24 protein-coding genes, 4 tRNA genes and 2 pseudogenes are annotated in these 22,978 nt (G+C 65.3%); 12 read left to right on the top strand and 18 right to left on the bottom strand.

Translation table 11 applies throughout. The features are described from left to right. The 3 genes from ACZY0B_RS06300 to ACZY0B_RS06290 form a co-directional block, all read right to left on the bottom strand. A tRNA-Val gene (locus tag ACZY0B_RS06300) sits at positions 1–75 on the bottom strand. A gap of 18 nt (positions 76–93) precedes the next feature. Then, positions 94–164: transfer RNA gene (locus tag ACZY0B_RS06295), tRNA-Cys, on the bottom strand. Positions 165–192: 28 nt separating this feature from the next. Next, positions 193–265: transfer RNA gene (locus ACZY0B_RS06290), tRNA-Gly, on the bottom strand. Positions 266–445: 180 nt separating this feature from the next. Between ACZY0B_RS06290 and ACZY0B_RS06285 the strand changes: the two genes are divergently transcribed. The 5 genes and pseudogenes from ACZY0B_RS06285 (at position 446) to ACZY0B_RS06265 (ending at position 4,626) form a co-directional block, all read left to right on the top strand. Then, positions 446–520, top strand: a tRNA-Val gene (locus ACZY0B_RS06285). A gap of 328 nt (positions 521–848) precedes the next feature. Further along, positions 849–1,077: pseudogene (locus ACZY0B_RS06280) on the top strand (IS3-like element IS1141 family transposase); the annotation flags it as partial. Positions 1,078–2,334: 1,257 nt separating this feature from the next. Next, positions 2,335–3,207: a hypothetical protein gene (locus tag ACZY0B_RS06275; protein WP_463763159.1), complete on the top strand. Its 873-nt coding sequence runs from the start codon at positions 2,335–2,337 to the stop codon at positions 3,205–3,207. Positions 3,208–3,387: 180 nt separating this feature from the next. Then, the gene (locus ACZY0B_RS06270) at positions 3,388–3,681 is read left to right on the top strand and encodes a hypothetical protein (RefSeq protein ID WP_463763158.1); all 294 of its coding nucleotides are present in this window, start codon (positions 3,388–3,390) and stop codon (positions 3,679–3,681) included. 105 nt (positions 3,682–3,786) lie between these two features. Beyond that, positions 3,787–4,626, top strand: a complete 840-nt coding sequence (locus ACZY0B_RS06265; RefSeq protein WP_463763157.1) for an enoyl-CoA hydratase/isomerase family protein — start codon at positions 3,787–3,789, stop codon at positions 4,624–4,626. Between the two features lie 14 nt (positions 4,627–4,640). Here ACZY0B_RS06265 and ACZY0B_RS06260 read toward each other — a convergent pair whose 3' ends face one another. From ACZY0B_RS06260 to ACZY0B_RS06240, 5 genes and pseudogenes are all read right to left on the bottom strand, one after another. Beyond that, complete coding sequence (locus ACZY0B_RS06260) at positions 4,641–5,441, bottom strand: MBL fold metallo-hydrolase (RefSeq protein ID WP_463763156.1); 801 nt, start codon at positions 5,439–5,441, stop codon at positions 4,641–4,643. A 49-nt stretch (positions 5,442–5,490) separates the two neighbouring features. Next, positions 5,491–5,661, bottom strand: coding sequence for a RidA family protein (locus ACZY0B_RS06255; RefSeq protein WP_463763155.1), 171 nt, complete (start codon positions 5,659–5,661; stop codon positions 5,491–5,493). Next, positions 5,646–5,891, bottom strand: coding sequence for a RidA family protein (locus tag ACZY0B_RS06250; protein ID WP_463763154.1), 246 nt, complete (start codon positions 5,889–5,891; stop codon positions 5,646–5,648). The genes ACZY0B_RS06255 and ACZY0B_RS06250 overlap by 16 nt, the downstream gene beginning before the upstream one ends. A 33-nt stretch (positions 5,892–5,924) precedes the next feature. Further along, entirely contained in the window at positions 5,925–7,493 is a 1,569-nt protein-coding gene (locus ACZY0B_RS06245; protein WP_463763179.1) for a long-chain-fatty-acid--CoA ligase, read from the bottom strand. A 231-nt stretch (positions 7,494–7,724) separates the two neighbouring features. Further along, positions 7,725–7,859: pseudogene (locus ACZY0B_RS06240) on the bottom strand (LysR family transcriptional regulator); the annotation flags it as partial. Positions 7,860–7,960: 101 nt separating this feature from the next. Here ACZY0B_RS06240 and ACZY0B_RS06235 point away from each other — a divergent pair. From ACZY0B_RS06235 to ACZY0B_RS06225, 3 genes are read left to right on the top strand one after another with little or no spacing between them, the layout of a single operon-like run. Next, complete coding sequence (locus ACZY0B_RS06235) at positions 7,961–8,752, top strand: SDR family NAD(P)-dependent oxidoreductase (protein ID WP_463763153.1); 792 nt, start codon at positions 7,961–7,963, stop codon at positions 8,750–8,752. Positions 8,753–8,770: 18 nt separating this feature from the next. Continuing rightward, entirely contained in the window at positions 8,771–9,712 is a 942-nt protein-coding gene (locus ACZY0B_RS06230) for a catalase family peroxidase (protein WP_463763152.1), read from the top strand. Positions 9,713–9,746: 34 nt separating this feature from the next. Continuing rightward, the gene (locus tag ACZY0B_RS06225) at positions 9,747–10,556 is read left to right on the top strand and encodes a sulfite exporter TauE/SafE family protein (protein WP_463763151.1); all 810 of its coding nucleotides are present in this window, start codon (positions 9,747–9,749) and stop codon (positions 10,554–10,556) included. 6 nt (positions 10,557–10,562) lie between these two features. On the opposite strand, the gene ACZY0B_RS06220 is transcribed toward ACZY0B_RS06225, so the two are convergent. Both ACZY0B_RS06220 and ACZY0B_RS06215 read right to left on the bottom strand, forming a co-directional pair. Further along, complete coding sequence (locus ACZY0B_RS06220) at positions 10,563–11,657, bottom strand: glutamate--cysteine ligase 2 (protein ID WP_463763150.1); 1,095 nt, start codon at positions 11,655–11,657, stop codon at positions 10,563–10,565. A gap of 54 nt (positions 11,658–11,711) precedes the next feature. After that, a complete protein-coding gene (locus tag ACZY0B_RS06215) occupies positions 11,712–12,143 on the bottom strand; it encodes an anti-sigma factor antagonist (RefSeq protein WP_463763149.1) in 432 nt (143 codons plus the stop codon). A 155-nt stretch (positions 12,144–12,298) separates the two neighbouring features. Between ACZY0B_RS06215 and ACZY0B_RS06210 the strand changes: the two genes are divergently transcribed. Further along, complete coding sequence (locus tag ACZY0B_RS06210) at positions 12,299–12,919, top strand: TetR/AcrR family transcriptional regulator (RefSeq protein WP_463763148.1); 621 nt, start codon at positions 12,299–12,301, stop codon at positions 12,917–12,919. On the opposite strand, the gene ACZY0B_RS06205 is transcribed toward ACZY0B_RS06210, so the two are convergent. Continuing rightward, positions 12,920–13,585, bottom strand: coding sequence for a DedA family protein (locus tag ACZY0B_RS06205; RefSeq protein WP_463763147.1), 666 nt, complete (start codon positions 13,583–13,585; stop codon positions 12,920–12,922). Continuing rightward, entirely contained in the window at positions 13,582–14,478 is an 897-nt protein-coding gene (locus tag ACZY0B_RS06200) for an SGNH/GDSL hydrolase family protein (RefSeq protein WP_463763146.1), read from the bottom strand. Before ACZY0B_RS06200 ends, ACZY0B_RS06205 begins: the two co-directional genes overlap by 4 nt. Positions 14,479–14,538: 60 nt before the next feature. On the opposite strand from ACZY0B_RS06200, the gene ACZY0B_RS06195 reads away from it, so the two are divergent. From ACZY0B_RS06195 to ACZY0B_RS06185, 3 genes are read left to right on the top strand one after another with little or no spacing between them, the layout of a single operon-like run. Next, positions 14,539–16,191 carry an acyl-CoA synthetase gene (locus ACZY0B_RS06195; RefSeq protein WP_463763145.1) on the top strand — a complete coding sequence of 551 codons (1,653 nt, stop codon included), beginning with the start codon at positions 14,539–14,541 and terminating at the stop codon, positions 16,189–16,191. Continuing rightward, complete coding sequence (locus tag ACZY0B_RS06190; RefSeq protein ID WP_463763144.1) at positions 16,192–17,277, top strand: permease; 1,086 nt, start codon at positions 16,192–16,194, stop codon at positions 17,275–17,277. Positions 17,278–17,316: 39 nt separating this feature from the next. Beyond that, positions 17,317–18,120 carry an IclR family transcriptional regulator gene (locus tag ACZY0B_RS06185; protein WP_463763143.1) on the top strand — a complete coding sequence of 268 codons (804 nt, stop codon included), beginning with the start codon at positions 17,317–17,319 and terminating at the stop codon, positions 18,118–18,120. Between the two features lie 8 nt (positions 18,121–18,128). Here ACZY0B_RS06185 and ACZY0B_RS06180 read toward each other — a convergent pair whose 3' ends face one another. The 6 genes from ACZY0B_RS06180 to ACZY0B_RS06155 all read right to left on the bottom strand — a co-directional run bounded on the left by ACZY0B_RS06180 (position 18,129) and on the right by ACZY0B_RS06155 (position 22,676). After that, on the bottom strand, positions 18,129–18,968 hold the full coding sequence (locus tag ACZY0B_RS06180) for a polysaccharide deacetylase family protein (RefSeq protein WP_463763178.1): 840 nt from the start codon (positions 18,966–18,968) through the stop codon (positions 18,129–18,131). Positions 18,969–19,062: 94 nt separating this feature from the next. Next, positions 19,063–19,788 carry a 3,4-dihydroxyphthalate decarboxylase gene (gene phtC / locus ACZY0B_RS06175; protein ID WP_463763142.1) on the bottom strand — a complete coding sequence of 242 codons (726 nt, stop codon included), beginning with the start codon at positions 19,786–19,788 and terminating at the stop codon, positions 19,063–19,065. Then, positions 19,785–20,591 carry a 3-(cis-5,6-dihydroxycyclohexa-1,3-dien-1-yl)propanoate dehydrogenase gene (hcaB, locus tag ACZY0B_RS06170; RefSeq protein WP_463763141.1) on the bottom strand — a complete coding sequence of 269 codons (807 nt, stop codon included), beginning with the start codon at positions 20,589–20,591 and terminating at the stop codon, positions 19,785–19,787. Before hcaB ends, phtC begins: the two co-directional genes overlap by 4 nt. Further along, entirely contained in the window at positions 20,588–20,854 is a 267-nt protein-coding gene (locus ACZY0B_RS06165; protein WP_463763140.1) for a dihydrodiol dehydrogenase, read from the bottom strand. Before ACZY0B_RS06165 ends, hcaB begins: the two co-directional genes overlap by 4 nt. Continuing rightward, positions 20,851–21,384, bottom strand: coding sequence for a 3-phenylpropionate/cinnamic acid dioxygenase subunit beta (locus tag ACZY0B_RS06160; RefSeq protein WP_463763139.1), 534 nt, complete (start codon positions 21,382–21,384; stop codon positions 20,851–20,853). The genes ACZY0B_RS06165 and ACZY0B_RS06160 overlap by 4 nt, the downstream gene beginning before the upstream one ends. After that, positions 21,381–22,676 (bottom strand): Rieske 2Fe-2S domain-containing protein, encoded by a 1,296-nt coding sequence (locus ACZY0B_RS06155; protein ID WP_463763177.1) that lies wholly within the window; start codon positions 22,674–22,676, stop codon positions 21,381–21,383. The genes ACZY0B_RS06160 and ACZY0B_RS06155 overlap by 4 nt, the downstream gene beginning before the upstream one ends. Positions 22,677–22,978 lie beyond the last annotated feature (302 nt).

Below are 22,978 nucleotides of genomic sequence, written 5' to 3'. Positions count from 1 at the left end.
TGGTGCGCGATACTGGGATTGAACCAGTGACCTCTTCCGTGTCAGGGAAGCGCTCTCCCGCTGAGCTAATCGCGCCTGGGAGAAAAATTTCGGAGGTGGAGACGGGAATCGAACCCGTGTGCACGGCTTTGCAGGCCGTTGCCTCACCACTCGGCCACTCCACCGCTGGGATTGATGCCACTTGCACCTTCGAGCGGATGACGGGATTCGAACCCGCGACCCTCACCTTGGCAAGGTGATGCGCTACCAACTGCGCTACATCCGCGCGCAACGGACGAGATCGTCGCCCGGTGCGAAGGACGACGATAGTCCAATTGAGCGGGCCCACACAAATCTCTTGGTGCGGACCGTGTCCAGGTTATCGCGCGACTCGTGGGGGCACATATGGCGGTGCTGGCGACCGGCGGTTCGTGCTAGTCTTCGACGTCGTTCGCCTCTCGGCGCCGGTCCCGTGGCTCAGTGGGAGAGCGTCCGCTTCACACGCGGAAGGTCGCTGGTTCGATCCCAGCCGGGACCACCACCTGAACTGCGCAGACACTGTGACACCACTCTGCGGACGGTTTGTTGTGTCCGGTTCCTGTCCGGTCGCCTGGTCTGCTGCGAATCCGTGGCGTCGGTGGGGATTGGTGGCTACGTGTTCGAGAATTACGCGGACACACTGCCGGGTTGCTGTGGACTCGTCCGTCTCCGCCGTGCCATGACGAGAATCGACTGCATGAGGTCCAGCCTGGCGAGTTCGGATCTCGCATTAGATAGCGAACTTGGTAGCGCGGCTGCCCGGCCGCATTGGTGCGTTTTCGGACGCGAAAGTGCCGCGCTCGCTGAGGTATTGATCCGTCAGATCCGCGCACTGCCAGATCTTCTTCGGCTGGTACAACGACGAACATCGCCATTCCCGGCTGGGTTTGCACGTTCCTGCCGGCGTGCATTACGGCACCGCCACGATCATCCGCGACAGCGCGCAGGTGTCCTTGATGCCGCCTACCCAGAACGGTTCGTGCAAAAGCCGCCCGAACCACCGAAACTGCCAGCGGCTCATGGATCAACAAACCAGACGACAGCGAGGAATCCATTCAGCAAATACCGCTCAACATTGCCTCATTCAGGTTGACAGATTCCGGAGACCAGCATCCCGAGATGGGTTCGATTCCCGGCAGCTCCACTGGTTGAATTTCCTGTCGCCGCGGGCGCCCGCGAAATGCCACGCGGTGCGGCGTGTCGATTTGCCCACACGCGCGCTCGCGGGCGCCCAGTAGCGCCTAGGGGTGGAAATTCGGGTCCGCGTGCGGTGGGACAGGGCAGAAACCAGGGCCGCAATTGACTCCGGAAGGATTGTCAGGCGGTGGGTTGTCTCCCTCCCAGACGCTCGAGCCCGACAGCGATGGCTGCCCGAGGCTGAGCTTCATAACGTTGCCGTACCCGTAGGACACGCGGTACCAGGTATGGCACACTTTCGTGTTCCAAACATATTCTGTACCAAACCTATTCGGCCCCTGCGGGTCATCCATTGATTGTCCCGGGCACCATGTGTACGGGCCACCGTTGGCCTGCGCAGTTCCCGCGCCCGCTCCCACAGCGACCAATCCGAGAGCGCCCGACACCAATGCGCCGGTCATGACCTTCTTGAGCGTAGGGCAGATATTCATGCGTCTTGTCCTCCTGTGCTTCTGCGAGCAGTCGCGCTCCATCGCGCCGTCATCCCGCTTAGTACACGACGTGCGGTCCGCTACCGATCCCAAAAAAGAGCTAGTCCCTGACAGATCATCCGCGACAATGCGCGTGTCTACGCCGGGAATCAGGAGTCACTCCTAATGTTCGTACGTGGCCGGACTGGGAAATTACGTATGAGGCTGTTGCTACTTGTGTGGCTTGACGGGACCACAACTAAAACCCGTGGGCAGGATTCTCAAGAGGTCGCCCACCAAGGTGCAATACGACCTGGCCCCCAAGTGGGCCCACGCCGCTGTTGACCGCAGGGTGCGAGCAGCCGCGATTCAACGCATTGCCGCTTCTGCGACAAACCGGTCGCGGAGACCACCGCGACGCTTCGGACACGTTGCGCAGACCGTCGCCCAGCTAACAACAATTCGGTAGGTGTCTAATTGCGATCCGTTGACACGCCGGCAAGCCAAACACACCAGGCTCACACCTTCGCGTCGGCCACCACGGTGGCCGAGTAGCGGCTTACCAACGGCGATTTTCCCGCCGCCCAGCGTAGTGCCGCCGCGGCATAGCAACGCTAATCCGGTCAGCAATTTGTTGCTTTCGCGACGTGGATGAGGAAACGTCTAGCAAAGCGGTGCACGCCGCGTTTCCACGAGCTGGGAGGTTTCAATGATACTTGCCCGCCGAAATCCACTGGGCGTTCTCATCGTGATCGCGGCAGCCATCGCCGTTGCCACATCCTTCGGCGTGTTCGCGCCCAAAGCACAGGCGTTCTACATCAAGAACCATGAAACGATCACGCGCAACGCGCTCCCGGCAGACCAGGTCAGCCAGCAGGCCGTCAACCAGATCCTGCTCGGGCCTCCACCCGGCGCCGGAGCCATCGGCAGCGACGCTTTCGCCACCGACGAGTTCCGCCACCTCGACAACTCGGCCAATCCGGTTGACTTGTGCGCGCGCGCTCAGCAAGCGTGGGACACCTTCTCGCCGGTCGTCTTGAGCGGATCGGTACTGAACAACGGCGCCGAAGTGAACGGTCCGGCCGCCCGCGCGGCATTTGGCGCCCTCGCGCACACCCAGCAGGACTTCTATTCCCACTCCAACTGGGTCGAGGACAACGTTGCAATTGGGCAGTTGGATCGCCTTGCGCCACAAATCTTCCCGACGTGCAATCCGGCCGACTTTCCCGCTGACTTGCACACTGGGTACTTCAGCATCGACTTCTCCCAGGAGTTCCCGCTGGCGGGTTGCCCCGCGGGAGGCCCGCCGCCGGGATTCCCGGAGTGCCACTCGGTGCTGAATAAGGACGGCCCCCATACGCCGCGCGGAGGCCAGCCAGTGCCGGGCACCAACATGAACATGTACGACCTGGCAGCCAAGCTCGCGACCGAGGCCACCACCAATCTCTACTTCCAGGTGCGCGACTTGGTGGCCGCAACCAACGGGCAAGACGCCGCCACCGCATTGTTCCAACAGGGCGGCCCGATGCCGTCACTGCAGGATTTGCCGGCCCTGGCCAACGTCTACCCGGGCAGCGGATAGCACCCCAGGGGCCGAGTTCCTCTCCGGCCTCGATGACTTCAAGAAGGCGGCCTAGGCCTCGTCGGCAGACACGAAATCCGTCTACCTCGCCCACGGCGACACCTACACGTTCACGCCCATGGCGTCAGGACAACAATGGGGGAGCACGAGCGCCAGACCACGACCCTCTAGGAGTGGACGATGAGCATTAACCAAGAAGGGATCGGCACGCTGAAACTCGAATGTCCGCAAAGCCATCCCGTCGGCAGAATCCTCAAGGAAGCCCCGCATCAGCAAGTCGTCTTCGACCCCGGCGTCCAGGTCGGCGACCGTCGATTCTGGCCGGATGAAGCAGATCAGCCGCAGTTCACCATCCGCTGTAGCCAGTGCGACCGGTCGGTGGGAGACGCCACGACCGCGCTTCAGGATAAGCATCGCGACGTGGTCCTGAGCGTTTCCGAGACCATCGAGGTCGCCACGCTGCCGTTTGTGTAGAGGCGGCGTACGGGAAGACGGCCCTCGCGAATACTGTAAGAGTTTCAGTAGCGAGCCTGCGGCGCCGTGTCGGCTGGACTACGGCGCCGACCCGAGAGGAGTCCCGTGGCGCAGACCCCGCCGACATCGCAGACAACGCCCCGCCCCCCGGAGGGGGATTGGCTGGGCACCCCCTATCTGTCGTTCGAGCGCCAGGGGCCGATAGCGGTGTGCAGGATCGATCGCCCCGAGGCGCGCAACGCCATGACGCCCGCAATGTACTTCGGAATCCGTTATGCCGTAGGCCTTGTCAACGGAGACCCGGGCCTGTCCGGGCTGCTGATCACCGGAACCGGGGACGTCTTCGCGCCCGGCGGTGACATGACGGGCGGGGGAGGCGTCGACGACTGGATCACCTTCGGCGCCGCGCTGGGCATGGACGTCACGCCGTTCGACGCGGTGCGGACCTCGGCCAAGCCCATCGTGTCCGCCGTCAACGGGCTATGCCAGGGCGGCGGCATGCAGATCGCGCTGTGCAGCGACTTGTCCGTGGTGAGCGAGCGCGCGACCTTCCGCGTTCCCGAGCTGTTCCGCGGCTATGCCGACACCTACTACAGCCAGATGCTGGTCCGCCTGATCGGGCCGGTACGCACCCGCGACCTCATGTTCACCGGCCGGGTGCTCACCGCGGCCGAAGCTCTCGACTGGGGCCTGGTGACCAGGGTGGTGTCACACGAGAGTCTGTTCGAGGTGGCCCGCGAGCTGCTTGCGCAAGGCTGCCGGACCGCACCGCGCGCTCGCAACGTCATCAAATCCAGCATCGACAGCTATCTGGGCCTCTACGACCGCATCGGCATGACCAGCAGCCTGATGGACGCGGAGGCCCGCGAAGGCGTCCGCGCATTCAAAGAGCGGCGTTCGCCCGACTGGGTGCATCCGGAGCTGCGGACCGAGGGACGCCTCTGACGCCGGTTGCCCGCCTACTTCAGGTCGATCCACTCGCCGTTGGGGGCCGTGCGCAGCACCCGTTTGATTCCGGCCTGGTCGAATGCCGCGGCGAATTCGTTGGCGCCCTCGCTGAAGTGAGCCCAGCCGTCGACGTGGGCCGGTATCACCACCTTGGCGCCGAGGACTTCGGCGGCCGCGGCCGCGCGCGCCGAGGTCAGCGTCAGCGGTCGCCCGCGCTCCTTGGCCGGCACGATCGCAGCTCCCGCGAACAGCACGGCGATGTCGATATCGCCGATGCGATCGGCCACCTCGCCGACGGCACTCATCGAGGCGTTGTCGCCGCTCAGATAAATAGTCGGCAGACCGGGTCCGTACAACACGAAACCCGTTACCTCGCAGTTGACGTGGCCCGCCATGTCTCGCATCCCATCGGCCGGACCGTGCACGGCCGGAACAGCTTGCGCCGCAACGCGTCCGGGACCACCCGGCAAATAATAGGACTGCCACGGCTGCAGCCCCACCGCCGGCGGCCCGAACCGGCCGGCGGCACCGGGGTTGGTGACGATCAGCGGCGCGGCCTCCGCCAGCCGACGGCCCGCGGTGTCCAGATTGTCGGGATGTTGGTCGTGGCTGACCAGAACCACATCGATTTGCCCGAGGGCTTCGGCGCTCACCGCGGGACCGGTGAGCTTGTCCAGGTAGTCGTGCGGACCGGGCGGGTCGAACGTCGGATCCAGCACGATCCTGCGGCCCGCGATGTCGATCACTGTCGTGGGGCCACCCAGCACAGCGATCGCGCAATCCTGTCGCTGCGCCTCTACTACCTCGCCCATGTCGCCCCTGATTGCATTCGCGGAGAATCGATATCGGGTCGAGTGCAGGCTATAACATCGCGGGCCTGCGGATCGCGGTGACTTCGACTTCCACCCGGATATCCGGCCAGACCAGCGCCGGGACCACCGCGAGCATGAATACGGGTTGATGCCGGATCACCGACGACCGCACCGCCGCGTAGGCCGGAAGGTCGGCCGCGTCGGTCAGCCACTGCCGCACGCTGACGATGTCGGACAATACCGTCCCGCCCGGCTCAGCGCCTCCTCCACGTTGCGCCACGCCTGGGTGGCTTCTTCGGTGAAGTCCTTGGGCAGCGTCCCGTCGCGACGCAACCCGGGCGTGCCCGAGGTGTAGATGACCTCGGAGCCCGCGGGGATGCGCACCGCGTCGGCGTAGTTGCCGATATGAGCGGCGACACCGGTGTTGATGGACTCGAACGGCCTGCTCATATCGCCCTTTCGCCGGGGTTCGGTAAGCCGGTGTCACACTTTGCGGGCGCGGTCCTTCCAATATGGTTCGCGCAGCTGGTTTTTCAGGATCTTACCGCTCGCATTGCGGGGCAGCTCGTCCACGAAGTCAACCGTTCGCGGGCATTTGTAACCGGCCAGATGCTGGCGGCAGAACTCGATGACCTCGGCGGGCTCCAGCTGGGTGCCGGCGACCACGATCGCCTTGACCGATTCGCCCCATTTCTCGTCGGGCACACCGATGATCGCCGCATCGGCGATTCCGGGATGTTCTTGAAGCACGCTTTCCACCTCGGGCCCGTACACGTTCTCACCGCCAGTGATGATCATGTCTCTCAGCCGGTCCTCGATGAAAAGGTAGCCGTCGTCGTCGAGGCGCCCGATGTCACCGGTGCGTAGCCAATCGTCGGCCGTGATGGTGTCGGCGGTGGCCTCGGGCCGATTCAGATAACCGCTCATCCGCTGATCGCTGCGTACCCAGACCTCGCCGGACTCGCCGTTGCGCACCGGGTCGCCCGTCTCGGGATCGACAATGCGGATCTCGTTGCCCGGCGCGGCTTTTCCGGCCGACATCAGCAGTTCGGGCCGACTGGAATTGCGATGGTCCTCGGCATCCAGCGCGGCGATCGCACCACAGAGTTCCGTCTGTCCATAGACTTGGACGAAGTTCATCTGGGGCCACACCGCGAGCGCTCGCTGCAGCAACGGCACCGGCATGGGCGCGGCTCCATAGACCAGGTAGCGCAGACTCGACAGCGCGGAGGTGGCAGCCTCTCCGGCGTCCAGGAACCGGGCGATCACCGGAGGCACTAAAAATGCATGCGTCGCACCGGCTTTCACGGCACCGATCAGCGTCGCGGCCTCGGGCTCGCGGGTCAAGAAAGTCGGCGCACCCGCGCGTATGCCGAAGAACGCGTACGCGATACCGCCCACGTGGAACAAGGGCATGGCAACAAGGTTGGCGTCACCTTCCGAAAAGGGAAACGGCGGGGACAGATTCGCGATGTGATTGACCAGCGCTCGCTGGGTCAGCAGCACACCTTTCGGGCGCCCGGTGGTGCCCGAGCTGTATATCGTCAGGGCCGTATCGGTGTCGGCGACGTCGGGATCGACATCGACGGGCGATGCCGCGGAGAGCAAGGATTCGTATTCGTCGTCGGCGCCGCCCACCACGATGATGCGCTCCACGCCCGGGACTTTCGCGCGGATTCCCTCGACCGCGGATAGCAGTTCGGCGCCGACGAAAAGCACGCGTGCGCCGCTGTCATTGAGCACGTGGACGAGCTCGTCGCCGATCACCCGCCAGTTGACGATCGTGGCCACCGCGCCGATCGATGTGGCGGCGAGCAGGGTTTCCAGACAGGCGGGGTGGTTCTTGTCCAGGAATGCCACAACCTGGCCGCGCCGCAGGCCGGCGTCCCGCAGCACCCCGGCCGTCAGCCGAATCCGCGACGCCCACTGTGCCCACGACCACTGCCGCTCGCCGTAGTGGATCGCGACGTCGTCGGGTCGGCGCGCTGCGTGATGCTCGACCATACCGACGAGCGTCTCCGTCGTGCCGGTGCTGACGTCGGCTGGTGGCATTACTTCTCCGCTCATCGAAGTCCGTGGGTTCAGTCAATAAGGCTAGTCACCGTGTCCACAGCCAGTTCCAGTGAGAGTGGGTGCCTCCGTATTGGTAGCAAGCCGGTGATGGCGAATGGCGTGGTGTGCAGTGAATGATCAGCAGTGATGAGCCGCGTATTCACACGGTTGCCAAGGTGATTCGCGACCGGTAGCGGTCGCCGAAAGGGCGGCGACCAAACCGCCGTCGCCGATCCGCAGATCCTGCTCCAGGAGCTTGATTTGCTGCGAAAGCGACGGTCGGGCAATGCCTAACCGCTATGCGGCACGACCGAAATTCAGCTCTTCGGCGACGGCTACGAAATAACGAAGATGACGGAACTCCACGCGGGAAATGTTAGTGCGACACTGGGAGTTACGGCCCAACAGAATCGTGTTGACAACGTATGTAACCATTTGGGCAAACCTTCTGATAAAGGAATTCAATCATGGCGGTCAACGCTGATCGTGCCCGTTCTCGCACCTTCGTCGTGACGGGTGCGGCGTCGGGTATCGGCCTGGCCACCGCGCGGCGCCTGCTCGCCGAGGGCGGAACCGTCATCGGAGCCGACTTGCAATCCCCGCCCGATTTGGGTCCAGACTTCCACTTCGTGACGGCCGACGTGACCAACGAAGCTGCCATCGAGGCCGTGCTGGCCGCGGTGCCCGGCCGCCTCGACGGGATCTTCCACGCCGCCGGTGTTGCCGGGGGCGGCCCGGTCCATCTGCTGGACCTCGCGGAGTGGGATCGGGTGATCGGGATCAACCTCACCGGCACGTTCTTGGTGGCCAAGGCGGCCCTGGCCAAGATGATCGAGCAGGAAAGAGTCGACGGCGAGCGCGGCTCGATCGTGACCGTCGCCAGCATCGAGGGACTGGAAGGCACCGCGGGCGGCAGTTCCTACAACGCCGCCAAGGGCGGGGTTGTGCTGCTCACCAAGAACATTGCGCTGGATTACGGCCCGAGCGGCATCCGGGCCAACGTGATCTGCCCCGGCTTCATCGATACGCCGATGGCCCAAAGCGTTTTCGGCCTGCCGGGGATGGAGGGTCCGTTGGCCTCCATCACCTCCGAACATGCGTTGCAACGGCTCGGCCGGCCGGACGAGGTCGCCGCCATGGGGGCGTTCTTGTTGTCGCGCGATGCGTCGTTCGTCAGCGGTCAGGCGATCGCCGTCGACGGTGGGTACACCGCGGGTCGCGATCACGGTGTCGTCAAACTCTTCGGTTTTCCTGATTGATGCCTTTAGGATTCGCCCATGGGCGGTCCTGTTTCTCCTGACGACGCGATCAGTGCGATTCGAGGTACCGGGGGAGCGCAACCCGGCTGCCGAGCGCTGCACGCCAAAGGCACGTTGTACCGCGGCACGTTTATCGCTACCCGTGACGCGGCCGAACTGTCCCGCGCCAAACATCTCGACGGCTCCACGATCCCTGCGTTGATCCGCTTCTCGAACGGCTCCGGTAACCCGAAGCAGCCCGACGGTTCGCCGGGCGTTCGCGGGGTGGCGGTGAAGTTCACCCTGCCCGACGGGTCCACCACCGACGTGTCGACGCAGACCGCCCGGCTGTTCGTTTCCAGTAAGCCGGCGGGCTTCGTCGATCTGCTCAAAGCGATGCGACCCGGGTTGACGACACCGCTGCGCATGGCCAAATACTTCGTTACGCACCCTCGACTGCTCGGCGCGTTGCCGGTGGTGCGCGACGCCAACAAGGTGCCGGCGAGCTACGCCACCATCGAATACCACGGCCTGCACGCATTCCGCTGGATCAGCGCCGACGGCAACGCCAGATTCGTTCGCTACCACCTGATCCCGGCCGCGGGCGAGAGCTACCTCTCGGGATCCGACGCCCACGGTGCGGACCCCGACTTCCTCACCGACGAGCTCAATACGCGGCTGGCACAAGGGCCGGTGCGGTTCGACTATCGCGTGCAGATCGCCGGGCCACAGGACTCGACAGTCGACCCCTCGGCGCCGTGGCGGAGCGTGGAGACGGTCACCGTCGGCACCCTGGAAATCACCGGACTCGACACCGAGCGCGAACACGGCGGCGACATCGTGGTGTTCGATCCGATGCGTGTCACCGACGGCATCGAACCGTCCGACGACCCCGTGCTGCATTTCCGTAGCCTTGCCTACTCGGCCTCGGTCAAGCTGCGCACCGGTGTAGACCGCGGCTCGCAAGCGCCTCCGGCCTGACGAAAAGGCGCTCAGCTGCACGATTGTCGGCCCAATGGGACAGCCGACTAAATTTTTCGACGTGTTGGCTTCCCATGTCGTTTTGATCGGCCTGGCCGGGTTCGCCGCTGGCGTGATCAATGCGCTCGTCGGATCGGGGACCCTGATCACGTTCCCGACGCTCGTCGCTCTCGGCTATCCGCCCGTCACATCCACCATGTCGAACGCGGTCGGTCTGGTCGCCGGCGGCGTCTCGGCCACCTGGGGCTACCGCGCCGAGTTGGGTGGTCAGTGGGATCGACTGCGTTGGCAGATCCCGGCGTCGCTGGCCGGTGGCGTCCTGGGCGCGTTCTTGTTGCTGCATCTGCCCGAGACCGTGTTCATCGAGGTGGTGCCGTCGCTGCTGGTGCTGGCCCTGGTGCTGGTGGTGGTCGGGCCCAAGATTCAATCCTGGGCGCGGCAGCGGGCCGAGGCGCAGGGGCGCTCCGCCGAACACATCTCACCGAGGCGGATGGCGTTACTCGTGTTCGGAACGTTTGTCGTCGGCGTCTACGGCGGCTACTTCACCGCCGCGCAGGGCATTTTGCTGGTCGGCGTGATGGGCGCGCTGTTGCCGGAGTCGATGCAGCGCATGAACGCGGCGAAGAACCTTCTGGCTCTGGTCGTGAATATCGTTGCGGCGACTGGCTATACGTTGGTGGCTTTCGATCGGATCAGTTGGCCGGTGGCCGGGATCATCGCGGCGAGCTCGCTGGTCGGCGGAGTGGTCGGAGCGCGATACGGGCGCCGGTTGTCGCCAAATGCGTTGCGGTCCTTGATCGTGGTTGTCGGCTTGATCGGGCTGTATCGGCTGCTGGCGGTGTAGCGCAGCTCAACCCTGCGTGGCAGCCGCGGCCTCGGCGATGACGGTCATCATGTCGCCGTTCCTTTGCCATACTTTCCGCTGCCGCATCGCCCCGTTGCCCTGCGCCAAGATGCGGTCGAGTTCGGCGGTGACGCGCTCGTATTCGCCGAGTGCCTCCAGCGCCGGGCGCACCCGTTGCACCAGTGCGTCCATCTGCTGACGGGCCGGCACCGCGGCGCTGTAGTTGACGGAGTCGAGCAAGTGTCCCGACAGTCCGTCGTGAGCGGCCTTCCAGTACGCCGCCCGTAGGGCGGCTGGCGGCAGTCGTCCGCCGTCGTCGCCGCGGCCATCCGCTTCGAGCGCGGTCATCACCGCGGCCCTGATCAGGGTGGCAAGCAGCACCGTCTCCTCGACCGTCGCCGGTACGTCGGCCACCCGCACCTCGACCGTCGGGAAGTTGGCCGACGGGCGCACGTCCCAATAGATCATCTTGTGATCCAGAATCACCCCGCTGCCGACCAGCATCCGAACAGTGCGGTCGTACTGCTCCGGTGAGGTGAAGAACGGCGGTGCGCCGGCGGCCGGCCAGCGCCTCCACAGGATGCTGCGCCAGCTCGCATGACCGGTGTCGGTGTTGCGATACAGCGCCGAATTCGCTGACAACGCAAGCAAAGACGGCAGCCACGGACGCAGCCAGTTGCTGACTTTGATGGCGGCCGCCCGACCGGGCACCGCGACGTGCACGTGGCATCCACAGATGCCTTGCTCGTGCGCGATCATCCCGAACTCCTTTCCGATCCGCCGATAGCGCTCGGTGTCGGTGATCGGGAATTCGTGCGGCGTGACCGGTGGGAGCCCCAAGGCCAGCAGTCGAACCCCGCTGGCCTCGGCCGCCTGCGCCGCGGTGCGCCGCAGCACCTTGAGCTCCGCGCGGAGTTCGGCGCTGCTGGCGGCCACGCTGGAAGTGGTTTCGACTTGGCAGCTGCTCAGTTCCAGCTGCAAGGTGATGCCCCGGCGTTGGGCTTCGGCGGCCACCGCGTCGTTGCGCGCGGCGGGTTCGCCAGTCTCGGGATCAACGAGGAGAAACTCCTCCTCCACGCCGAAGCTGGGTAGGTGATCCATCCAGCCCAATCATCCTTTCGACCTCAGAAGGTGATTGTGGCTCAACGTATGTCGCTACCGCGCCAGCGCGGAGTCCGCGTTCGGGTAAACGGGCAGGGCTCCGCCGAGCCCGCACGCGTCGACAATGCGCGCGACGACCGGCTGCCGGCTGACGACCCGCAATTCGACTCCGCGTCGGCGGAGGGTTTCTGCTTCATCGGCCAGCACCGCGAACGCGCAGCAGGCCATGAAATCCAGTTCGGTGACGTCGACGATCAAGGGGCCGGGGGACGCCACGGTGGCGGCCGCTTCACTGACCAGATGGCGCCAGGTTTGCTCGTTGCAGGCGTCGACCTCGCCGCCGGCGTAGATGAGCACGGCCGGGCCGCGACGATCGGTGGTCGCCCGCAGCGTGCTGTGCGGATCGCCGAGTTCGTAGACCAGCCGCGTGCTCAGCATCAGACGGGGGCTCGACATGAGGGGAGCGGGTTCAGCAATCGACTTCATGGTGGACTCCTAATCGACCGGCGCCACGGGCGCCGCGATGGATGTCCGTCCTGCTATCTGAAGACAGACTTTCCGCGTAACTGCGAATCTCATTTGTATAACGAGACAGGGCGGTCTGTCTACCTGGAGCGCCTAAGAGTATCGTAAGGCGAAATATGGCAACCTCCGATATCGTGCCGGCCGCTCCGTCTGCTCGTGAACGGATCTTGAATGCGGCATATGAGCTGTTCAGCCGGCGTGGGATTCATGCCGTCGGCACCGATGAGGTGATCGACCGGGCCTGCGTGGCCAAGGCAACCCTCTACCGGCATTTCGCGGCCAAAAACGACCTCGTGCTGGCCGTCCTGCAGCGCCGCGAAGAGATCTGGACGCACGGGATGATCGAGGCGCAGTCGGAGCAGCGCGGCGATACACCCGAGGAACAGCTGCTGGCGATCTTTGACGTCATGCACGACTGGTTTCAGCTCCGCGACGGTTACGAAGGCTGCTCGTTCATCAACGTGTTGCTCGAGTTGGGCGCCGATCACCCCGCCGGGCAGGCCAGCATCGCGCACATCGACCACGTGCGAGACATCGTGCGCCGCCGCGCGCTCGCGGCGGGGCTCACCGACGTCGAGGACTTCGCGTCGTCCTGGCACATTCTGATGAAAGGGGCCATCATTCTGGCGGCCGTGGGTGACCTGAACGCCGCCCAGCGCGCCCAGAAGATGGCGATATCTCTGATCGAGCAACACCGGCCGGTCGCGGCCACCGAGATTGGGGAGGCGACCGGCTAGTCAAACCGCGTCAGCCGCGGCGGTTCCGGTCTTACGCTCGTGCTCGGCCTCGAGTTCGGCGATCGCACGGGATGTACGCTCGCGCAGCAAGATTGCAGCGATGAGGCCAATCACGATGGCGATGACGAGTGCGATCCAGGAGAACCGCTCCAACCAACGTTCGGCGGCCATCCCCGCGAAATAGACCAGCGCGGTCGTGCCACCCGCCCAGCAGATGGCGCCCGACACGTTGGCCGCCAGGAACCGCTGGTAGTGCATCTTCAGCGCGCCGGCCAGCGGCCCGGCGAAGATCCGCAGCAGTGCGATGAAGCGCCCGAAGAACACCGCTCGAATTCCCCAGCGATCAAACAAGCGCTCGGCCAGCATCACGTGCCCCGGACCGAAGTGCTTCGGGAACCGCCTGCCCAGCCTGTCGAAGAGCGACATGCCGAAACGGCGCCCGATCGAGTAGCCGATCGAATCGCCGATCACCGCGCCGATCACGGCGGCAACCCCGACGCCGATCGGGTTCACGGCAAGGTCGTGATGAGACGACATCAGCGCCGCACTGACCAGAACGATCTCGCCGGGAAGCGGCACACCCAGGCTCTCCACCCCGACCACACCACCGACGACGAGGTAGACCGCCAGCGGCGGGATGGACTGCAGCAAAGTCTGGACGTTCATGGGTCAAGGATGCCTGACTGCTGGCGGCTCCGTGCCGCAATGTCGTCGGTTGGCGCCGCGTCGTGCGGCGCGCGAACGGGCTCCAGCTCCGGGCGCTTGGGAAATCGACCGTCGGCCGCGGACAGGCCGCGCATCCGGCGCCAGACCCAGGGGAAGAAATTGTCCTGCGTCCAGCGCAGCCTTCCGTACGCGCCGTGGGCAATCGACAGCTGCGTGGGATTGGGATGCGCCGCTGCCCAATCATGGCTGCTGTCAGGCAAATTGAGGGCCTCGGCCGCCGCGGCGGCGAACAGGATGTGGCCTTTGGGGGACGCGTGCACGCGATCGAAGCTCCAGGTGTCCCAATCGCGCATCGAGGCCGCGTTGTATAGATCGATGAGCCGGAAACCGTAGCGGCCGGCGGCGACGGTGATTGCGTTGTTGATCCGGTCAAGTCGTTTGGACACGATGCGCCCGAACGGCAGGAATTGCGCGACGTTCGGAAAGGTCGTCGTCACCACCGTCGCGCCCGATCTGGCGAGTGCGGCGTAGACGTAGTCGAGCTCGGCCAGGGCGCGGGGGAATGATCGTCCGGGTTGGATCACGTCGTTCATCCCGGCGCACACGGTGATCAGATCGGGCTTCATCGCCAGCGTCTGCGGCACTTGCTCGGTGAGCACGTCGCCCAGCTTCTTGCCGCGTACCGCGAGGTTGGCGTATTGCAAGCCGGGGTAGAGCGTGTCGAGCATGACGGCGAGTCGGTCGGCAAATCCCAACAGGCCGGTGGTTTCGTCACCGTCCCAAAGGCCTTCGGTTTGGCTGTCACCGATGGCGACGAACCTGGAGTATCCGGCCTGCCTAGCTCCGTACACGATGCCGAGACTAATCCCGATCCGAATTCTGATGCGCGACATCCGCTCCGAAACGCTGTTGTAGCGTGGCTCTCGCCGGACCGGTCGGCGTGAGGAGAGCCAGTGGAATTCAATCTCGCCCAAGTGTTCTCGGCGGTAGCGGCCGCAAACCCCGATCGCGACTGCATTGTATTTGGACACCGACGATTCACCTTCTCGCAAACTGACGAACGTGCCCGCCGGCTCGCGCGGGCGCTGCATGCGTGGGGACTCGGCGCGCGTCGGGAACGCCGCGATCTGGCGCCACACGAATCGGGCCAAAGCCACCTCGGGTTGTACATGGCCAACTGCAACGAGTTCCTCGAGGGCATGCTCGGCGCGTACCAGGCGCGGGTGGCCCCGTTCAACGTGAACTATCGCTACGTCGCCGACGAATTGACCTATCTGCTGGGCAATGCCGGCGCCGAAGCGGTCATGTACCAGGCGCGGTTCGCCCGGACCCTGGCCCTGGCATTAGAAAAAGCGCTGGAGAAATCTCAGCTGCCGCCGATGCGGCTGATCCACGTCGACGACGAGTCCGGAAACGATCCGTTGCCCGGGGCGGTGCGCTACGAGGAACTGCTGGCTTCGGTGTCCGACGAGCCGCTGGACCTCGCGTTGTCGCCGGACGATCTCTACATCCTCTACACCGGCGGCACCACCGGGATGCCCAAGGCGGTGCTGTGGCGCCAGCACGACATCTACCTGAACGCCATGGGTGGACGAACGTTGGGCACCGGCGAGGTGGTGACCAGCCTGCAGGAGATCGTCGAACGATCGCGTCTCGAGGGGCCCGGCTCGATGACTCTCGCGCCGCTCATGCACGGCGCGGCGCAGTGGGCGGCCTTCATCAGCCTGTGTGGCGGCCGGCCGTTTGTGATGGCCCCGACGACCACCCACTTCGATCCGGCCGAGGCGTTGGCACTGGCCAGCCGCGAACGGGTGATGTCGCTGTCGATGGTCGGCGATGCGTTCGGGCGGCCGTTGGCCGACGAAATCGAGTCCGGTGACTACGACCTGTCCGGGCTGTTCGTGCTGGTCACCGGCGGAGCCGCGCTGAGCGCACCGCTCAAGCAGCGATTGGTCGACCTCGTGCCACACCTGACGGTCCTGGACGCGGGCGGCTCGTCGGAATCCGGAGCCCAGATGATCCAGGCCTCCAATCGTCAGCAGGGCGCCAGCGGCCGGTTCGCCCCGAACCCGGGTGCGGTGGTGGTCAGCGAGGACATGACCCGGATTCTGTCGCCCGGCGACGACGAGATCGGCTGGCTGGCTCAGCAGGGGCTGATCCCGCTGGGCTACCTGGGTGATGCCGAAAAGACCGCACGGACGTTTCCGGTGATCGACGGGATCCGGCATTCCGTGCCCGGCGATCGCGCCCGCTGGTTCGCCGACGGCGAGATCGAGCTGCTGGGCCGCGATTCGGTCACGATCAATTCCGGTGGCGAGAAGATCTTTGCCGAAGAGGTCGAGGCCGCGATAGCCGAGCACCCCGCCGTGTACGACGTGGTGGTCACGAGCCGGCCCAGCACCCGATGGGGAAACGAAGTCGTCGCGATCGTTGCGCTGGCCGACGGTCGTCACGCCGACCCCGAGAGCATCATCGCCGAGGCCGCCCGTCATCTCGCGCGCTACAAGCTGCCGAAGGCCGTTGTCTTTCGCGACCGTCTGCAACGGTCACCGTCCGGCAAAGCCGATTACCGGTGGGCGAAAGCCCAAGTTGCACAGGATAACTGAATGGGCCTCGATGCGTGGACCGGGTTGAGAGCGCCCCGGTGGATCCAGGGTCGGGTGCGCTTCACGACAGGTGTCCTCATCACGTTGGTTGTCTTCGTGGTCGGGCTGCTCTGGGCGAAGTGGACGCCCTACATCGCCAAAGCCTTGGCAGCACAGCGGACTCACCATTGGCCGGGGTCGAGCATCCTCGCGGTCGGTGGAGTGCGCGCCGGGGACCCTCCGACATGGCTTGCGGCCACGACGTTCGTGCACGCGTACATCGCATCGATTTGGCCGGCCCTGGTGGTGGCGCTACTGATCAGTGCTTCGGTTCAGGCGCTGGTGCCGCGATCCTGGCTGCCGCGCGTGTTGAACCGTCGCCGCTTCATCTCGAGCGCGCTGGCAGGCGGAGTTGCGAGCATGCCATCGATGATGTGCACGTGCTGTGCCGCCCCGGTGGCTGTCACGTTGCGCCGCAACGGCGTGACGCGCACCGCGGCCATCGCCTACTGGCTCGGGAATCCGTTACTGAATCCGGCAGTACTCGTTTTCTTGTTCTTCGTCGCTCCCTGGCAATGGACCCTGACCAGGGCGGTCGTCGGCATCGCGACAGTGCTCGGCGTCGCGGTGTCGGTGGGGCTGGTCACCGGTACGCAGGGCGCCGGGCAACCGCTGCCCGAGACGAGTGCGCGGTCTGATGACGAGTCCACAGTAGCCGCAAGTAGATTCGTGCGTTCACTGCTCTGCTTGTGCCTGGTGCTGTTGCCGGAGTACGCAATCATGGTGCTGGCCGTCGGGGTGTCCCGCGGTTGGCTTCTCACCCTGACTCAACCTCCGCACCAAGGCCTGCTGATCGTCCTGGTCGCAGCGATTGTCGGCACGCTCATTGTCATTCCGACAGCGGGGGAGATACCGATCCTGCAGAGCCTGGCACTGCTGGGCGCTTCCTCGGGGACACTTGGTGCACTGCTGATCACTCTTCCTGCCCTCAGCGTCCCCGGCGTCGCGATGGTCGCCCGTAGTTTCGGATGGAAGGCCATCGCGACCGCAACGGTCGCGGTTGTCGCGGCGGGGTTGCTCGGCGCGACCGTCCTGAGCTTGCTGTAAGCAGCGCAACCTGGATGTTGCTCCGAGTACCGTGAGCTAGTGCCGAAGAAGGGGCGTCAGGACGCCGGCGAGCCCGCCGTCGATTCGCCTGTGCCGCAGTACCCCATCGAATCGGTCGACAACGCGCTCAAGCTGCTGCTCCTGCTGGGCGAGCAGCCTCAGATCCGGCTGAGCGAGGCCACCCGCTATCTCGGTGTGGCGTCGTCCACCGCGCACCGGCTGCTGGCGATGCTGACCTACCGCGGGTTCGTCCGACAAGACCCGGTGTCCAAGGCTTACCTGCCCGGTCCGTCGCTCACCGGTGTGGCGTTCGCGATCTTCGGCCGCATCGACATTCAGGGCTCCGCCACACCGGTCATGCGCGGTCTGTCCGACCAGCTCCGGGAAACGATTCACGTCGGGATGCTCGACGGCGCCAACGTCCGCTTCGTCGCCGCGGTCGAGGGCCCGGCCGCGGTTCGGGTGGCTTCCCGGTTGGGGCGCACGATGCCGGCGCATTGCACCTCGACGGGCAAGGTGATGTTGGCCCAGCTGCCGCAGCCGGAATTGCGTCTGCTGCTACCGGACGAGCAGTTGGAACGCATCACCGCTGCATCGATCGGCAGCCGTGCCGAGCTGGAGGCCGAGCTTTCCGGTATCCGCGAGCGGGGCTATGCCATCAACACCGAGGAGAGCGAGGAAGATGTCGCCTCGGTCGCGGTGCCGATACCGACTCGCGCGCCCGGTTTGCGGCTCGCGCTCAACGCCGCCGCGCCCCGGCATCGGCTCGACGATTCACAGCACGAATCTGTGGCAGCCGTACTTATCAAGGCGGCCAAGGAGATTGGCGATCGGCTGGGCTGAGCGGCACCTCAGCTGTCGAACGCCGGTGTCCGGTAAGGGATTTCCGGCCGCAGGAAAACGTCGTTGAGTGTGACGGTGCGCAGCCGTCGCGCCCGGATGATCTCCACCAGCTGCCCGTACACGCGGGTGACCGGTGCGTGGTTGAGATGGCCGATCACGATGTTCTGCGGCGTGAAGTACTGGTCGGCCATCTTGACGATCTGATCCTCGGAAAGCACTGCGGAATCCCGCAAGTCGCCACTCCACAGGGTGGGAACCTGGTAGCCCAGATCGGCGGCCACCGCGTCGACCGTGGCATTGTGATGGCCGTATGGCGGCCGGAAATACGGCGCGGCGTCCACGCCATAGGTATCGCGCAGGAACACATCGGTGCTCTTCAGCTCGTCGGCGATTTGCTTCGGCGACAGTTTAGTCAAGTCCGGATGTGTCCAGGTGTGGTTGGCCAGCTGAATCTGCCCCGACTCGACGAGCGGTCGAAGCAAGGCGGAATTCTCCGTCCAGGAGCGAAAGACGCCGGTGACGAAATAGGTCAGCCGCACGCCGGTGTCCTTGGCGAATTGCGTGTACAGCCGCAGCACATCGGAGTCGACTCCGTCATCGACCGTCCATGCCAACAGATCACCGTTGCCCGGAAGCTGTTTGAGTACGGCGCCGCCGGGCAGCGTGACACGCGACGCTGGGCCGGGTGGCGGCAACAATTTCGGCGGCGCCGGAGTCACCGGGTTGGGTGCGGATCCGAGCACATCGGCGTGCGCCACCGTCGCTTTGGGGCCGTTGGCCGACGACCACGAGATCCCGGTGACCGCCACCGTTGCCGCCATGGCGACCAGGAACCGGCGGCGGTCCAGTTCTGTCACCTGCAAAGGCTAAGCCGGTCGCCGCGGCAATTCCGTGCGCCACGGTCGAGTGTCGTCGGCAGATACGAACTTGTGACCTTCGAGCTCAGTCGGCCCGAAGCCGGGCGACCTCATGGCGCCAGGCCGCATCAGCGGTGAAGCCGGCCCCCAAATCGGGCAGGTCGTCCCAGTCGGCCTCGTCGATGTCGCGCAGCGTGCCTCCGGCCGACAGCACTCGCAACGACATCCGGGCCAACGCGTCGAGGCTGATCGCTTGCAACACCGCCTGCGGAACAGTGGCTGCGGCGCTGGTGATTCCGTGCCCGCGGCAGATCACCACCGGCCGTCCGCGCATCGCGGTCACCATCTCCTTGCCCAGTGTGCTGCTGCGGATCAGCACGGCGCGTTCGTAGACCGGCACGCCGTGGCGGGCGAGCCAGGCGCCGGGAATGTCGTAGGCCCCGTAGATCGGCCGGATCGTGACGCCGGCGAGATCCGCGGCGACGACCGCCGGCGGGTGCAGATGCGCGACGGCCCGGTGCTGCGAATCGGCCAGCATGGTTTCGACGTGGATGGGCAGTTCGTTGGGAACGCGGTACCCGTCGAGTTCGCCGCTTCCGCCTGCGCTGCCGTCGAATCCGATGAGGCGGATGTCGCTGGGCGCGGTGTTGGCCACACCGGTGTCGGAGTCGCTGCGGCAACGGACGAGAAGATGGTCGTCGTCGACGCGCAGACTCAGGTGGCCGAGCATTCCGTCGACCAGGCCGCGCGCCGCGGCCACCCGGCAGCCCACGGCGACCAGGGCGCGCTGGCGGTCCAGCTCGTCGGTCACGGTCGCTCTGCTTTCGGGGTGCCGATGCCGAATCCGCCGTCCGGGTGGATGGTCTCACCGGTGATGCCGCGAGACCGGTCGGAGGCCAAGAACACGAAAGACCACGCGTGGTCCGCTCCGGACAGCGCGACGTTCAACGGCGTGCGTGCGGCGATGTCGCGCGCCCGGTTGGGACTGTCGTCGAGGCGGGTTTCGTTCAGGCCCAGGCTGGTCAGGCCGCGTAGGTCGGTGTTGACCGTGCCGCCGGGTGCCACCCCGTTGACCCGGATCTGCGGCGCCAGCTCGTGCGCCAACGACGCCACCAGCCCGCGCACGGCGAACTTCGACGACACGTACAGCACACCGCCGCGGCCGGGGTAGTACGACGACGCCGACTCGGTCAGAACGATCGACGGCTCGGTCCCGTTGCGCAGCGCCGGGACCGCGGCCTTGACCGACTGCAGATGGCTCAGCACGTTGGTGCGAAACATCTCGTCGAATGCGTCGGCGAGGTTGTCGGCGTCGAGATCCGCCACACCCTGGTAGAAGTCGAAGACTCCCACGCAGTTGATCAGGATGTCGAGTCCGCCGAACGCATCGACCGCCACGGTGACCGCGCGGTGGTTGGCCGCACTGGTGATGGCGTCACCTTCGACCACCCGAATCTCAGGCAGCTGCGAGCGCAGTATGCCGCACTTGTCTGGATCACGTTCCAGCACAGCCACTTTGGCGCCCTCGGCGAGAAACGCCTCGACAACGGCTCGCCCGATTCCGGATCCGCCGCCCACGACCAGGGCACGCTTGCCGTGCAACCAGGTGGTCACGGCTGAGGATTTTCGGGGTCGGGAAGCAACGGCGCGCCGGAGGTCCCCACCATCGCCGCCATCGTCCGGGGATTCTGCCACGTCAATGCCTCCACCTCCAGGGCGTCCAGGCTGATCCAGCGCCCTGTCCTGGGCGCGCCGATCAACAGTCTCGAACCATTGCGGGTGTCGACTCGGCGCACCACGACTTCGGTGAATTCGTTTGCGACCGTGAGCGGTTCGCCGACCGCGCCCGCTATCAACTGCTCGAGTTCGTCGTTCACAGGAACACCGCCAGGTTCTGCATCCGCAATACCGACTCGTCGGCGATGATCCTGCGCCGGGCGAGCATCCATCGATCGTCGCACCAACGCAGCAGGTCTTCGCGACCGCAGGACAGGCACGCACTCTCGTTGACGTCGCCGCGGCTGCGGAACAGCAGTTCGGCGGATTCGACCACCAGGTGTGCTGCATCGTCGGATTCGAATGTGCGCACGTTGGTGATGAAGTGGCGCAGCCGCGATGGTGGATCCTCGGCCCACACATGCTCGGTGCCCAGTCGCGCGACCCGCTGGGTCAGCGAGTACTTGTCCTCGTCGAAGTGCGCCATCCCTGGTGAGGTGTCGAACCCCGCGCCGCGTGCCGTCGTGACGCGGACCGGCATCACATAGCGGACATCGTCGGTCAGCGTGTGCAGCCACGACTCGTACTGCTGGGCGTCCAGTAGATAGGCTTCGTCCACCAGAAACTGATGCGCCTGAAGATGCCGGGTGTCGTTGAACGGCAAGGCTTTTCTTGACGAGTCCGGGCTCACACGCCCACCCCCTGCAGATAATCGGCCCACAACTTCAGCAACGCGCGCTGGTTGTACTCGTTGTAGCCGACCTGCGCGCGCCCCGGGCCGTGGAAGGCCTGGGCGGGCAACGCCTCGACCACCGGGCGATCGTCGGACAGCAGGCCCATGCGACTGTTCAGCAGCAGCCGCCGTGCCATCGAGCCGCCAGCGGTGGTGGTCAGCGACACCCAGTTCTCCACGTCGTCCTGTTCGAACATGCCGGTCGAACCGAAGCACATCAGATACGCCTTGTAGGAATCCTGTTTGTACTGCGGGGGCGCGGCGGAGTCCACCGCGAACCACGAGCACACTTCGGTTTCATTCTCACTGATGGGCTGCCACAAGCGGATCGAAATGAAGGGCAGCACCTCGTCATCGCGGTCGTGCACCTTGGGCCAGTTGTGCACGAAGCTCAGGTTCGGAAAGCACGTCGCCGCCGAGATCATGAACCCGTCCTCGCCGACCACCCGCTGCTGTTGCGCCGTCCAGACGCCTTTGATCCGCTCGATCATCTCGTCGGGATAGCCGACGTAGCGCATCCGTTCCTCGAAGCTGCCCGGCGGAAGCTTGTAGGTGGTCCCGCCGCCGCGATGCGCCCAATAGGTGGCGCCGTCCTTGCGTTTCTGCGCCTTCGGCTCACGGAACAGCCCGATCTCGACGATCGATGCGTGCGTATGCGGCGTGTGGTACATGTCGCCGGAGAAATTCTCGGCGCCGATCTTCCAGTTGGCCTTGATCCGCCACCGTTGCGGCCCGCGCACCTCCAGGCCGGCGGCGCTCTGCTTGGTGTAGAAGTCCAGATAGAACTTGAAGTCGCCGAGGAAGTCCTCCAGCGGTTCGGCGTGCGGGTCCAGGCTGATGAAGAGCAGACCGTTGTAACTGGCGAAGTTGGGTGCCGGCAGCAAGCCGTTGGCGCTGCGCGCGAAGCCCTCTTCGCCCCCGTAGGCCTCGCGATGGAACGGCAGGCCGGTGAGCCGGCCGTCGTTGCGGTACGTCCAGCCGTGGTACGGGCACCGGAAGTTGGAGGCGTTGCCCATCTCCGCGCGGCACACCTGCATGCCGCGGTGCAGGCACATGTTGAACATCGCCCGGATCTCGCCGGCCGCGTCGCGGGTGATGATGAATGAATCGTCGAGAACCCGGCGCACCACGTAGTCGCCGTCCTGCGGGATCTCCGACTCGTGGCCCACGAACGTCCAGGCCCGGCTGAACAACCGCTCCTTTTCCAGCGCGAACAACTGCTTGTCGTTATAGATGTGCGCGGGAATCATGCCCCGGCGCACGTTCTCGAACAGGCCGTCCTCGAAATCGGCGACGTCGTCTGCCACGGGGCACCCCATCACTCTGCTCTACAGAAATAGCTTCCGTTCATTAGAATCCCGCAGAACTCCCAAGCTGGTCAACCACGGCTCGCCCCCATGTTCAGGCCGTTGGAAGAATCCTTGGGGGTAACTCACAGGCTTCGCACAACTGAAGGGGCGGGACGCGCGGCTACCGTTGGGCACGGTGGATCGAGACACGTGTGAGCGAGATTTAACCTGCCGTTAACGTCAGAGCTCCCGCCCACATTCGT

The organism is Mycobacterium sp. IDUB_19 (assembly GCF_055419445.1).
The sequence above is the reverse complement of the archived record's forward strand: the minus strand, read 5'-3'. Positions and strand labels throughout refer to the sequence as shown.

Excerpts from the sequence above, each read along its gene's own strand:
- ACZY0B_RS06275 (WP_463763159.1), top strand. The coding sequence starts at position 2,335 with ATGATACTTGCCCGCCGAAATCCACTGGGCGTTCTCATCGTGATCGCG.
- ACZY0B_RS06270 (WP_463763158.1), top strand. The coding sequence starts at position 3,388 with ATGAGCATTAACCAAGAAGGGATCGGCACGCTGAAACTCGAATGTCCG.
- ACZY0B_RS06260 (WP_463763156.1), bottom strand. The coding sequence starts at position 5,441 with ATGGGCGAGGTAGTAGAGGCGCAGCGACAGGATTGCGCGATCGCTGTG.
- ACZY0B_RS06250 (WP_463763154.1), bottom strand. The coding sequence starts at position 5,891 with ATGAGCAGGCCGTTCGAGTCCATCAACACCGGTGTCGCCGCTCATATC.
- ACZY0B_RS06245 (WP_463763179.1), bottom strand. The coding sequence starts at position 7,493 with ATGCCACCAGCCGACGTCAGCACCGGCACGACGGAGACGCTCGTCGGT.
- ACZY0B_RS06235 (WP_463763153.1), top strand. The coding sequence starts at position 7,961 with ATGGCGGTCAACGCTGATCGTGCCCGTTCTCGCACCTTCGTCGTGACG.
- ACZY0B_RS06230 (WP_463763152.1), top strand. The coding sequence starts at position 8,771 with ATGGGCGGTCCTGTTTCTCCTGACGACGCGATCAGTGCGATTCGAGGT.
- ACZY0B_RS06225 (WP_463763151.1), top strand. The coding sequence starts at position 9,747 with ATGGGACAGCCGACTAAATTTTTCGACGTGTTGGCTTCCCATGTCGTT.
- ACZY0B_RS06220 (WP_463763150.1), bottom strand. The coding sequence starts at position 11,657 with ATGGATCACCTACCCAGCTTCGGCGTGGAGGAGGAGTTTCTCCTCGTT.
- ACZY0B_RS06215 (WP_463763149.1), bottom strand. The coding sequence starts at position 12,143 with ATGAAGTCGATTGCTGAACCCGCTCCCCTCATGTCGAGCCCCCGTCTG.
- ACZY0B_RS06210 (WP_463763148.1), top strand. The coding sequence starts at position 12,299 with ATGGCAACCTCCGATATCGTGCCGGCCGCTCCGTCTGCTCGTGAACGG.
- ACZY0B_RS06205 (WP_463763147.1), bottom strand. The coding sequence starts at position 13,585 with ATGAACGTCCAGACTTTGCTGCAGTCCATCCCGCCGCTGGCGGTCTAC.
- ACZY0B_RS06200 (WP_463763146.1), bottom strand. The coding sequence starts at position 14,478 with ATGTCGCGCATCAGAATTCGGATCGGGATTAGTCTCGGCATCGTGTAC.
- ACZY0B_RS06190 (WP_463763144.1), top strand. The coding sequence starts at position 16,192 with ATGGGCCTCGATGCGTGGACCGGGTTGAGAGCGCCCCGGTGGATCCAG.
- ACZY0B_RS06155 (WP_463763177.1), bottom strand. The coding sequence starts at position 22,676 with ATGATTCCCGCGCACATCTATAACGACAAGCAGTTGTTCGCGCTGGAA.